The organism is Thioalkalivibrio sp. ALRh, from assembly GCF_000381425.1.
Classification (GTDB): Bacteria; Pseudomonadota; Gammaproteobacteria; order Ectothiorhodospirales; family Ectothiorhodospiraceae; genus Thioalkalivibrio.
Window position 1 is genome coordinate 25518 of the sequence record NZ_KB906521.1, and the last position, 11919, is coordinate 37436.

General features: G+C 67.0%; 10 protein-coding genes. 6 read left to right on the forward strand and 4 right to left on the reverse strand.

What is annotated here, in order from left to right; genetic code table 11:
* Positions 1 to 221: 221 nt before the first annotated feature.
* The 3 genes from F791_RS0108980 to mgtE (F791_RS0108990) all read right to left on the reverse strand — a co-directional run bounded on the left by F791_RS0108980 (position 222) and on the right by mgtE (F791_RS0108990) (position 3948).
* Positions 222 to 683, reverse strand: a complete 462-nt coding sequence (locus F791_RS0108980; protein WP_018994199.1) for a pilin — start codon at positions 681 to 683, stop codon at positions 222 to 224.
* Positions 684 to 1219: 536 nt separating this feature from the next.
* Positions 1220 to 2578: a magnesium transporter gene (gene mgtE, locus F791_RS0108985; RefSeq protein WP_018648972.1), complete on the reverse strand. Its 1359-nt coding sequence runs from the start codon at positions 2576 to 2578 to the stop codon at positions 1220 to 1222.
* An 11-nt stretch (positions 2579 to 2589) separates the two neighbouring features.
* Positions 2590 to 3948: a magnesium transporter gene (mgtE, locus tag F791_RS0108990; RefSeq protein ID WP_018995206.1), complete on the reverse strand. Its 1359-nt coding sequence runs from the start codon at positions 3946 to 3948 to the stop codon at positions 2590 to 2592.
* Between the two features lie 425 nt (positions 3949 to 4373).
* Here mgtE (F791_RS0108990) and F791_RS0108995 point away from each other — a divergent pair, with 425 nt between their 5' ends.
* The 4 genes from F791_RS0108995 (at position 4374) to F791_RS0109010 (ending at position 9637) form a co-directional block, all read left to right on the forward strand.
* Entirely contained in the window at positions 4374 to 5102 is a 729-nt protein-coding gene (locus tag F791_RS0108995) for an ABC transporter ATP-binding protein (protein ID WP_019592469.1), read from the forward strand.
* Positions 5099 to 7639, forward strand: coding sequence for an FtsX-like permease family protein (locus F791_RS0109000; RefSeq protein WP_019592470.1), 2541 nt, complete (start codon positions 5099 to 5101; stop codon positions 7637 to 7639). The genes F791_RS0108995 and F791_RS0109000 overlap by 4 nt, the downstream gene beginning before the upstream one ends.
* 140 nt (positions 7640 to 7779) lie before the next feature.
* Positions 7780 to 8925 carry a lipocalin-like domain-containing protein gene (locus tag F791_RS0109005; protein WP_026333019.1) on the forward strand — a complete coding sequence of 382 codons (1146 nt, stop codon included), beginning with the start codon at positions 7780 to 7782 and terminating at the stop codon, positions 8923 to 8925.
* 157 nt (positions 8926 to 9082) lie between these two features.
* Positions 9083 to 9637, forward strand: a complete 555-nt coding sequence (locus F791_RS0109010; protein ID WP_019592472.1) for a transposase — start codon at positions 9083 to 9085, stop codon at positions 9635 to 9637.
* A gap of 126 nt (positions 9638 to 9763) precedes the next feature.
* On the opposite strand, the gene F791_RS0109015 is transcribed toward F791_RS0109010, so the two are convergent.
* Positions 9764 to 9964 carry a PA3496 family putative envelope integrity protein gene (locus tag F791_RS0109015; protein ID WP_012983058.1) on the reverse strand — a complete coding sequence of 67 codons (201 nt, stop codon included), beginning with the start codon at positions 9962 to 9964 and terminating at the stop codon, positions 9764 to 9766.
* A 289-nt stretch (positions 9965 to 10253) separates the two neighbouring features.
* Between F791_RS0109015 and msrP the strand changes: the two genes are divergently transcribed.
* Both msrP and F791_RS0109025 read left to right on the forward strand, forming a co-directional pair.
* Positions 10254 to 11225, forward strand: a complete 972-nt coding sequence (gene msrP, locus F791_RS0109020; RefSeq protein ID WP_019592473.1) for a protein-methionine-sulfoxide reductase catalytic subunit MsrP — start codon at positions 10254 to 10256, stop codon at positions 11223 to 11225.
* A gap of 64 nt (positions 11226 to 11289) precedes the next feature.
* Positions 11290 to 11883, forward strand: coding sequence for a sulfite oxidase heme-binding subunit YedZ (locus F791_RS0109025; RefSeq protein ID WP_018994197.1), 594 nt, complete (start codon positions 11290 to 11292; stop codon positions 11881 to 11883).
* Positions 11884 to 11919 lie beyond the last annotated feature (36 nt).

Below are 11919 nucleotides of genomic sequence, written 5' to 3' on the forward strand. Positions count from 1 at the left end.
AGGCTAGTGGCCCTGGGGGGAAAGAGCGGAGTGGGAGTGTGGAGTCTGCCGCCAGTTAGTTGTTTCGCTGGTGTCGGCGAATCGGGCTTATGACAACTGGGAGGAAAGTGGGTGTCCCACAGGTCCGAGTGTCCCACAGGTCCAAAGAAAACCCCGGCTCGAGGCCGGGGTCCGGGGAGGGGAAAATAAATCTGTCCCCTTTAAGCTTGACGTTCAGTTACTTAGTCATCACGGCAGCTGCTAGGAAGATACTTATCTTCCATGTCGTCACCAGAGGAGCAAGTCCAGCCGGTAACTCGATCGCCAGCATCAGTTGTTTGCGCCGTCAGTAGCATTTGGCCACCTCGGATCGCATTGTTGACTGGCGCATCGTCAATCATAGTCACGGTCACAACTGCGCCCGAATGCGTTACGGTGCTGACATAGCGTCCAGCAGCTTCGCCGTCATCACCGCCTGTGCCGATGGCATAATCGTCATCGGCCGGCCACGAGCCCGTGGAAGTGAAATCTTCGACCATTGCTGTACGGAGCCCACCGGATAGGTTCAGCGCCTCAGACATCTGAGCCCGCGCGGTGTAATCCTGATAAGCCGGAATCGCAATCGCCGCCAAAATCCCGATGATCGCCACAACGATCATCAGCTCGATAAGCGTAAAACCCTGTTGGGTGGTTTTCTTCTGCATCTTGTTACTCCCTGGTGTGTGACGGAAGACGGAGCGCCGCCCAGCGGCATCCGTCCAAGCCGATGCAAGGCGGGTGCCAACTCGTCCGATTTCGCGAAAAGCCCTGTAGCCAGGCGGGTTTGGCTCGCCTGATGCTTCGAGTATGACGGGTTTGGTCACTGTGTGACAGGGCGCATGTGACCATTTTTGTCATGTGAACTGACGCACATTGTCAGTGTTGGGGGTTGCGGTGTGTTGTGGCGGGCGGATAGGCCCTGAGCTTCGGCTGGGGGCGGAGATCCCGGCTCTTCGCTTCGCTGCGGACGGGATGACTGGGGCCGGGGTTCCGTTCGGAGATGGCCGCGGCCCCTGTGGGGCCTCGCCATGACGGGGCGGGGAGCGTGGTGCTGTCCTCGGGAATGCAAACCGATTCGTAGGGTGCGTTGAGCCGGGCGAAACGCACCATCACCACGTCGGGGTTAACCCTGATGCGATTCGCTGCGCTCATCGCATCCTACGGGGGCGGTGGTGGGGTGTCGTGCCTTCGGTTGCTGGGGTCAGAGGCCGAGGACGGCGACGGCGACGCCGAAGTAGATGAGGATGCCGACGATGTCGATTACGGAGGTGATCAGCGGGGCGCTGGCCACGGCCGGGTCGATGCCGAAGCGGGTCAGGGCGAACGGCAGGAGCATGCCGAACAGCGAGCCGAAGACGATCACGAAGAACATGCCCAGGGCGATCGCGTTGGCGACCTCCACGGTGCCCAGCCAGTTACCGGAGACCCAGATGGCGGCGGCGAGGGTGACGCCCAGCGCGGTGGCGACCAGGACTTCCTTGCCGCCGAGGCGCCACCAGTCCCGTAGTTGTATGTCGTTCACCGCCAGTGATCGCACGACCAGTGTGGCGGCCTGGGCCCCGGCGTTGCCGCCGGAGGCGATGACCATGGGCAGGAAGAAGACCAGCGCGACGACGGCTTCGATCGCGGCCTCGTAGTAGCCGATGGCGATGCCGGCGAAGATATTGACCGCGACCAGGATCAGAAGCCAGCCGATGCGCTTGCGGTAGAGCAGGCTCATGCTGGCGTCGCGCAGGGAGAGCACCATGTCGCCGACCGCCGCCATGCGGTGGAAGTCCTCGGTGGTCTCCGCGCGCAGCACGTCCATCACGTCGTCGACGGTGATGATGCCGAGCAGGTGGCCGTTGTCGTCGACCACGGGGAGGACGTCGAGGTCGTAATGCCCGATGCGGTGGGCCGCCTCTTCGCGGTCTTCCTCGGCCGCGATGCTGACGACATCGGTGTGCATGCGCTCGCGCACGCTGGTGGTGGGGCGCGACAGCAGCAGTTCCTTCAGGCGCACCCAGCCCAGCAGTTCGCCCTCCGGCGTGGTCACGAAGATGGTGTTGAGGGTCTCCGCCAGTTCGTGGTGTTCGCGCAGGTGGTCCATTGCCTCGCCCACGGACCAGTCCGGCTGCACGGTGGCGTACTCGGGCGTCATCAGGCGCCCGGCGCTTTCTTCCGGGAAGCCGAGCAGAGTCTCCAGCGCCTCCTGGTCGTCGTCCGGCATGGTCTCGAGCAGGGATTCGGCGTGGTCGTCGTGCAGGCCTTCCAGGACCGAGGCGGCGTCGTCGTAGGAGAGCGCCGACATCAGCCGGCTGGCATGGTCTTCGTCGAGCGCGTGCAGCACGCGCGTCTGGTGGTCGGGCTCCAGGTGCGCGTAGACATCGGCGGTGCAGGACACGTCGAGACGCCGGAAGAAGTCCAGCATGCGGTCTTCCGGCAGGGCCTCCAGCGCGTCCGACAGGTCGGCGCCTGCATGGGCGTCGCAAAGCCCCTGGAGCGAATCCTCCGTGGGCTGGTCCAGCGCGGTCTTGAGCGTCTGCGGCAGGGTCTGGATGTCGTCGTCGGTCGGGCTCATCGGTCAGTCCCCTACGGAGTCGCCAGGCCGAGCATTGCCACGGCCAGGGAGAAATAGATCATGATGCCGCCGAGGTCGGCGATCGCGGTGATCAGCGGTACGCTGGCGGTGGCCGGGTCCAGCTTCAGGCGGCTGAGGATGAACGGCAGCAGCATGCCGACCATGCTGGCGAACGCGACGATCAGCGTCATCGCGATCGCGACCAGCAGGGCGATGTCGGCCCCGCCGCGCCACAGCCCGAGTACGGATACGGCCAGCCCCATGGTCACGCCGATCCCGACGGCCACGCCGAGCTCCTTGCCCCACAACCGCAGCCAGTCCTTGGACGTGACCTCGCCGGTGGCCAGGGCGCGCACCATCAGCGTGGCGCTCTGGGCACCCGCGTTGCCGCCGGAGTCGATAATCAGCGGCAGGAAGAAGACCAGTACCACCAGCGCCTCGATGGCCTCCTCGTACTGCGAGATCATCAGCGCGCCGATGGTGTTGAACGCGACCAGACCGATCAGCCAGCCCACGCGCTTGCGGTACAAAAGGAACGGGCTCGCATCCTGTGGCGAAAGCGGGAGGGTCCCGACCGCCCCGATCTTGTGGAAGTCCTCGGTGGATTCGGCTTCTAGCACGTCCATCACGTCGTCGACCGTGATCACCCCCAGTAGCTCGCCGGTCTCGCCGACCACGGGCAGGGTTTCCAGGTCGTAGTGCTGGATTTTGCGGGCGGCCTCCACGGCCGACTCGGATACCCCGATGGTGATCGGGTCGGATTCGCCCAGCAGTTCGCGCACCGGGCTGTCCGCCGAGGCCCGCAGGAAGTGCCGGATCGGCACGGCGGCGAGCAGCACGCGGTCCTGATCGACCACGAAGATCACGTTGTTCGAGTGTTCGTCCGCGTTGCGACGGATGAAGGCCAGTGCGCGCTTGAGCGTCCAGTCGGGATCCACCGCGACGACGTCCGGGGACATCACGCGACCGGTAGAGTCCTCCGGGTAGTTGAGCTGCTTGAGGGCGCGGCGGATGGCGCGAAACGGCAGCAACCGCAGGTAGCTACGCAGAGTCTCCGGATCCAGGGTCTGGAGCAGGCCGGTGAGGTCGTCGGCCTCCATCTCGGAGAGGATGAAGCGGGCGTCGTCCTTCGGCGAGGCCTCGAGCAGCCGGATCTGGTGCGGGGTGTCGAGGTAGGAGAAGACATCCGCCTTGCGCCCGGGCTCCAGCAGGTTGAACACCGCGCACAGGTCGTCGTCGTTCAGCTCCATCAGCGCATGCGCGATGTCCTGCACACGCGTGTAGTCGAGCAGTTCCTGGATGCCGTCGCGGTCGTCCAGACGCAGCAGCTCCTTCAGCTCGATGATGGATTGTTCCAGATGCAAATCCATGCCCTACTCCCGGCTGTCATCCGCGGGCCAGGGGGGCTGGATACACAGCCTCACAAGGCGCCGCACGGATGCGGTGTCTTGGTCCGGTCGGGATCGGGCTGGGGCCCGGCCGCTCCCGGCACTCTAGTACTTAGAGGCCCAGCGGGAAGCGTCCGGTTCGGGAAGGAGGCGCTTACCGCGAGGCGCAGATAGATCGACTGCGTGATCGGCGTTTCAAGGCGCGTTCCCGTGTGTGGAGATGCGACTTATTCTAACGGATGTCGGGCCGCAATCAACCGCTTGGGGGCTGTTTTGAAACATTCCTCTCCCGTCAGGGGTCTGTGCAGACACCATGAACGGCCGTGGTTACGGTGGTGTGAACGCCCCTTGAGTGGGAAGTGCGGTGGTTCTTCCGGCAACCAGTGGTAATCGACAAGGAAAACCCGATGCAGGATCAGACGATGCATCCCCAGCGACCGCTCGGCAGCCCGGTGCTCGCCATGAGTGGAGTGGCCTTCGGCTACCCCGGCGAGGGTCGCGTGCTGCATGACGTGGAGCTGGCGCTGGCACCCGGCGAGCGCGTGGCGATCGTCGGCGAGAGTGGCTCCGGTAAATCCACGCTGTTGCACCTGGCGGCCGGGCTGGAGCCCGCCGACGCCGGCACGGTGCACCTGGCCGGTCAGGTGCTGGCGGGGCTGGACGAGGCGGCGCGCACGCGGCTGCGCCGCGCGCAGGTTGGGATCGTGTTTCAGTCGTTTCATTTGATCCCGACACTCACGGCGCTGGAGAACGTGATGCTGCCGCTGGAGCTGGCGACGGATCTGGATGCCGCGCAGCGCCGCGACCGGGCTGCGGAGCAACTGGCGGCAGTGGGCCTGGGGGACAAGGGCGGGCGCGAACCGGATCAGCTATCCGGCGGCGAGCAGCAGCGCGTGGCGATCGCGCGGGCGCTGGTGCATCGGCCGGCGCTGATCCTGGCCGACGAGCCGACCGGCAATCTCGACTCGCGCACCGGAGAGGCGGTGTTCGGCCTGCTGCTGGAACAGGTGCGTGCGACCGGTTGTGCCCTGTTGCTGGTTACGCATAGCGATGACCTGGCCGGGCGTCTGGACCGGGTGCTGCGCATGCAGGACGGCCACCTGCAGGATCTCGCCGCGGAAGCCTCGGCGACGTGAGCTCGCTGCTGGTAAAGGCCTGGCTGCGCGACTGGCGCAGGCGCCCGCTGCAGCGGCTGCTGACGCTGGTGGGCGTGGTGATCGCCGTGGCCGTGGTGCTGGCGGTGGATCTGGCCAACCAGTCGGCGCAGCGCGCGTTCGACCGTTCGATGGACGAGGTGGCGGGCACGGCCACGCACCAGATTCTGGGGCCGGCCCGGGGTTTCGACGAGACACATTACCGTGATCTGCGGCTGGCCGGCTGGCGCGATACCGCGCCGATCGTGGAGGGACCCGCGCGGCTGCCGGACGGGCGCACGATCTATGTGCTGGGCGTCGATCCGCTGGCCGAGGGCCCGTTCCGCGGGGCGGCCTCGGATATCGGGGATGCCCCGGTGCAGCGGCTGGTGACCGAGCCGGGCACGATCCTGCCGCCGAGTGGCTGGTGGGTGGGCTCCGGGATGGCGCATGAGGACCGCCTGGCGCTCGAGACCGCCGCCGGGCGCTTCGAGGTCACGCTGCTCGAACGCGAGGCGGAGCGTGACGAACCGGCGGCCGAGTCAGACGACGAGGGTGGCTCGCTATGGGTCACGGATATCGCCACCGCACAGTCGTTGCTCGGCCGGCCGGGACGGCTCGATCGTGTCGACGTACGCCTCGATGACGCCGACATCGGCGCCTTCGCGGAGCGATTGCCGAATGGTCTGGAACTCGTGCCAGTGGCGGCGCGCGACCAGGCCTCGCGCGAGCTGGCGCAGGCCTTCCGCATCAACCTGACGGCGATGAGCCTGCTGGCCCTGCTGATTGCAGCCTTCCTGATCTACAACACCCAGACCTTTGCGGTGCTGCGCCGACGCGAGGTGCTGGCGAGCCTGCGCCTGGTGGGGGCCGGTCGGCGGGCGCTGTTCGGCGTGGTGATGCTGGAGGCCTTGCTGGTCGGTGTGATCGGCACGCTGCTGGGGGTGCTGGTCGGGATCGGTCTGGCGCAGGTGCTGGTCGGCCAGGTCGCGCAGACGGTGACGGATCATTTCTTTGTGGTGGCGGTGACGGAGGTGATGCCGCGCCCGCTGGCGCTGCTGGCGGTGATCGCTTTGGGGGTGGGGCTGTCGCTGCTGGCGGCGCTGGCCCCGGCCTGGGAGGCGGCACGGGCGGCCAGCCCTGGCAGCTTTGGGCGCGGGCGGCTGGAGCGCTGGGCACGGCGCGGCCTGCGCGGCCTGGCCTTGGCGGCGGTCGTGCTGCTGGCGGCGGGTGGCGTGATGCTGCTGCTCGGGACCGGGGGGCTGGTGGGCAGCTTCGTCGCGCTGTTCCTGCTGATCACTGGCTTTGTGCTGCTGCTCCCGCTGGTGCTGGCCGGGGTCCTGCGCGGTCTCGCGCGGCTGGGTCGCGGGCAGACGCTCCCGCGCATCGGGGTGCGCAGTCTGGAGCGGAGCCTGTCGCGCAGCGCGCCGGCGACCTCCGCGCTGACGCTGGCCCTGGCGGCCGCGATCAGCGTGTCGGTAATGGTCGGGAGCTTTCGCGACAGCGTGGAGCAGTGGCTGGGGCAGGCGCTTACCTCGGATGTGTACGTGGTGCCGGTGGCGCCGGCCGCGGCGCGCAGTGGGGCGCGCCTCCCCGCGGACTGGGGGGAGACGCTCGCCCGGATCGCGGAGGCGGAGTCGGTCAGCACCGGCTCCAGCCAGGACACACCGAGTGACGTCGGGATGATCGATCTCTACGTGGTCGAGCCGCACCCGGTCTGGCTGGAGTACCTGCCGCTGCTGGAGGCCGAGGCCACGGGCGAAGCACTCGACCGGCGCCTGCGCGAGACCGATGCGGTACTGGTCACCGAGCCCTTTGCGGCCCATCACGACGTGGGTGTGGGCGACCGGCTGGAGATCCGCGTGGAGGGCGGACGGCGGATGTTCCAGGTGGCGGGCGTGCATCGCGACTACGGCAGTCCGCAGGGCACGGTGCTGATGCTGGGTGAGCGGTTCTACGCGGGCACGCCCGGCGCCGAGGAGGTGGGTTCGTTTGGGCTGCGCCTGCCCGAGGGCGCGGATGCCGACGCGGTGATCGAGCGCCTGGAGACTTGGCTGGCCGAGCGCGAGATGGCGGCCATGGTCACGCGCCCCGGCGATATCGAGCAGGAGTCGATGGCGATCTTCGACCGTACCTTTGCGATCACGCATCTGCTGCGGGTGATCACGCTGCTGGTCGCGTTCATCGCGATCCTCGGGGCGCTGATGGCCCTGCAGATGGAACGCGCGCGTGAATTCGCCACGCTGCGCAGCCTTGGCCTTCTGCCCGGCGGGGTGCGCGGACTGGTGGTGTTTCAGGGCGCGGTGCTGGGCGCTTTCGCCGCGCTGGCCGCGATACCACTGGGTCTGGGCATGGGCTGGCTGCTGATCGAGGTGATCAACCGCGAGGCGTTCGGCTGGGGCATGGACCTGCGCTGGGCAGGCCGCGAGATTGCCGAGACCGTCGCCCTGGGCGTGGGGGCCGCGCTGCTGGCGGCGCTGATCCCGGCCTGGCGCATGGCACGCATGCGGCTGGTGCCCGCTTTGCGGGAGGTGCCGTGATGACCTGGTTGAAGGCTGTGGGAGCGGGCATTGTGGGAGCGGGCTTGCCCGCGAAGCCCCTGCCTGCGTCAGGCCCTGGCAAGGTCCTTTCGCGGGCAAGCCCGCTCCCACAGGCACTCTTATGCCAGGTCCTGCGCCTGTTGGTGGCGGTTGGGCTCGTGGTATTGCTGGCGGCCTGTGGCGGGTCGGAGCCGCCGGATGCGCGAGAGGCCGAGGTATCCGGATTGCGGGTGGGCGAGGCCCTGGGCGGGGAGGAGACGGAGGGGTTCCGGCGCGCGGACGTGCCGCGGGTGTTCGAGTTTCCGCGTGATCACGGGCCGCACCCGGGGTTTCGTAACGAGTGGTGGTATGTGACCGGCAATCTCGACGGGCCGGAGGGCGAGCGGCTGGGCTTTCACATCACCTTCTTCCGCGTCGGGCTGGCGCCGGAGCTGGCGGGGGACGCCCGCTGGCACGATTCGGCCTGGGCCAGCCCGGATATCTGGATGGCGCATACGGCGGTGGTCGACCGCGAGGCCGGGTACCACGCCTCCGAGGAGCGCTTCGTGCGCGACGGGGCGGGGCTGGCGGGCGCCACGGATCCGGTTGGGCGGGTCTGGGCCGAGGACTGGCAACTGGCGGATCTGGACCGGGATCGCTGGACGCTGGACTTCAGCGTGGATGACTACCGGCTGGCGCTGGAACTGGAGCCCCTGCGCGGCCCGGTGCTCCAGGGCGAGGCGGGGCTCAGCCAGAAGGGCCCGGAGCCGGGCAATGCCTCCTATTACTACTCCATGCCCCGCCTCAAAGTGAGCGGTGAGGTCGAGCGGGCGGAGCGCGGGCCCCTGGCGGTCACCGGTCAGGCCTGGATGGACCGCGAGTGGAGTACCAGTGCGCTGTCCGAGGGTCAGGTGGGTTGGGACTGGTTCGCGCTGCAGTTCGACGACGGGCTGGACGTCATGTACTACCAGCTGCGCAAGGCGGACGGCGAGCCGCACCCGCTGTCCAAGGGCCGCTGGATGCCGGCGGATGCCGACGACCGATTGCTGGAACCCGACCAGGTCGAACTGGAGCCCCGGCGCTGGGCCACGCAGCCCTCCGGCAACCGCTACCCGGTGGAATGGGCGATGCGCATCGCGCCGCCGGACGGCTCGGGCCCACGCGAATTCACCGTGCGCGCCATCCGCGATGAACAGGAGATGGATACCGTAATCCGCTATTGGGAAGGCGCGGTGGACATCCTGGATAGCGAGGGCCAACCCGTTGGGCGCGGCTTCGTGGAACTGACCGGCTACGACGACGAGTAGGCGGGGGCTTGGGCGGCACATCCTGCGTTGATGCGTTTCGCGGGGCTCAACGCATCCTACGAAGGGGAGGGGATAGCTGTAGGATCTGATGAGCGAAGCGAATCGCATCATTCCGCAACAACGTTGAAGACCATGAACCCAGGGAAGGGGGCTATGGATGACGGACTATCGCCGCGTATACGTGCCCGGCGGCACGTGTTTTTTTACCGTGAACGCCGCCTGGCGTCGCAACACCACCCTGCTGACCGATCATATTGATGCCCTGAGGGACGCATTTCGCGAGGTACGGCGACGGCACCCGTTCGTCATAGACGCAATGGTGGTGCTGCCCGAGCACCTGCACTGCATCTGGCGGTTGCCGGAGGGCGATACCGATTTCAGTCGGAGATGGCGACTGATCAAGGCACGCTTTTCGCGTTCGATTGCGCCGATCGAAACCCGAACATACAGCCGGGCTCAGCGAGGCGAGCGCGGCATCTGGCAGCGCCGGTTCTGGGAACGTTGCATACGTGACGAGCGGGATTGGGCGCGGCACGTCGATTACATCCATTACAACCCGGTCAAGCACGGCTGGGTTCGGGCCGTGGCGGATTGGCCATATTCCAGCTTCCACCGGTTCGTGCGGGCCGGGGTGTATCCGGCGGACTGGGGCGGGGTGCCCGAGATGGAGGATTGGCCTTTGGGGGAGAGGGATTGGAGATTCAGGGATTGATGCGATTCGCTTTGCTCATCGCATCCTACGAGGCTACCCCTGCCGCCCCTCGTAGGATGCGTTGAGCCCCGCGAAACGCATCGTTGATAAACGCAGGGTGGCCCATATGGGCCACCCTTCTTTTGGCTACCAGTCCAGTGGGTCGCTGGCGTGGTCGAGGTCGAAGTCGTCCTGCAGGTGGGCGCGCAGGGCGCGTTCTTCCATCATGCGTTCGAGGGCACGGCGGGCGGCGTGTTTGCTCGGGCCGCGGTCGTTGACGAGCGGGTTCTCGAACAGGCCGGTGAGGTCTTCGGTGCTGTCGAAACCGGTATCGAGATTGAGGTCCATGCGGGGTCTCCAGGTATGCCGGCCGGGCCACCCCGGTACTGCGGCATCAGGAAAGCCTTATATAGCGGCGGCGGCCGCGCGCAAGCAGAAAATTCTTATGCCTTGTCGCGTTTCCTTATTGTCCACAGTCGGAGCATGACAGCGGCAAAAGTGCCAGGGTTTTCGAACTTGGCGACGGGTTACCGGTCCATCCCGAAGGAGACACTTGGACAGGCACCTGCGGTGCCGCCCTGCAGGGAATGGGCTGGCGGTCCGGTTGGTCCCGAATGGTCGAGATGCGAGGTTGTTCATGCTGATTCGTACGCGGCGGCGTTCCGATCCCGCCCGCAGCGAAATTACCCCGAAGGCAATCTACCAGCGACGGCGGGAATTCCTGCGCGCGGGTGTTGGGCTGGGTGCCGGTCTGGCCCTGGGCGGGCTGGGCATGGCGGTCCCGGCGACGGCTGCTTTGCGCGGCTTTGAGCTCGACTTCGAGCCCAGTGATTACTCCACCGACGAGTCGAAGACGCCGTACGAGGAGATCACCAGCTACAACAACTTCTTCGAGATGGGGCCGGGCAAGGGCGATCCCAAGACCTATGCCGACCAGCTGAAGACGGATCCCTGGACCATCAAGGTGGACGGGCTGTGCGACAACCCGGGTGAGTACGCGGTGGAGGACTTCATCAGTCCCTGGTCGCTGGAGGAGCGGATCTACCGCATGCGTTGTGTAGAGGGCTGGTCGATGGTGATCCCGTGGATCGGCTTCGAGCTGAACCGCATCATCGAAAAGGCCGAGCCCCGGGGCGATGCCCGCTATGTGGCCTTCGAGAGTATCTACGACCCGGACAACCTGCGCGGCCAGCGCCGCCGCCGCGGCAGTGGCGGGCTGCAGTGGCCTTATACCGAGGGCCTGCGCATGGACGAGGCGATGCACCCGCTGACGATCCTCGCCGTAGGGCTGTACGACGAGGTGCTGCCGAACCAGAACGGGGCGCCGATCCGTCTGGTCGTGCCCTGGAAGTATGGTTTCAAGAGCATCAAGTCCATCAAACACATCCGCTTCGTCGAGGACGAGCCGCCGACCCTGTGGAATCAGGCGCAGCCCGATGAATACGGCTTCTACAGCAATGTGAACCCGGACGTGGATCACCCGCGCTGGTCGCAGCGCACCGAGCGGCGCATTGGCGAGTTTCGCCGTCGGCGCACGGAGATGTTCAACGGGTATGGGGATGAAGTCGCCTCGATGTACGAGGGGATGGACCTGACCGAGTATTTCTGACGGGTTCGGCGTGGCGACGACCCAACGCCGCAGAGGGCAGCCCCCGCGAGGCGTCTGGACGGGCGTGCTGCTGCTCTCGCTCGTGCCCGCGGTCTGGATTGGCCTGCGCGCGCTCGGATGGTTCGGCGGGCTGGGAGCGAACCCCATCGAGAAGCTGCTGGAGCTCTCCGGCACCCACGCGATGATCGCGCTGCTGATCGCGCTGGCCGTGACCCCGCTGCGGCAGATGACGGGGCTGGCCTGGATTACCCGGTTGCGCCGGATGCTGGGGCTGGTGGCGTTCGGCTACGTAACCGCGCATGCCCTGACCTGGCTGGGGCTGGACCTGTTCTTCGACTGGGAGCTGGTGCTCTACGACCTGACCGAGCGGCCGTTCGTGATGGTCGGCTTTGCCGCCTGGGTGATCCTGCTCGCCCTGGCGGTAACCTCCACCGACGGGGCACAGCGCTGGCTCCGCAAGAAATGGGTCTGGCTGCACCGCGGGGTGTACGTGGCCGGGGTGCTGGCGATCCTGCATTTTCTCTGGCTGGCGCGGGCGGACTATGGCGAGGTCGCGCTGTACGCCGCGATCCTGGCCTTCCTGCTCGGCTGGCGGGCGGTCCATTCCTGGATCTGGGCGCGAAGGGTGCGGGCACGCAGGGCCGCCACCGCTTCCTGAGGCCCCGTCCATAAGCGTCTCCCTAGGCGCGCCGCG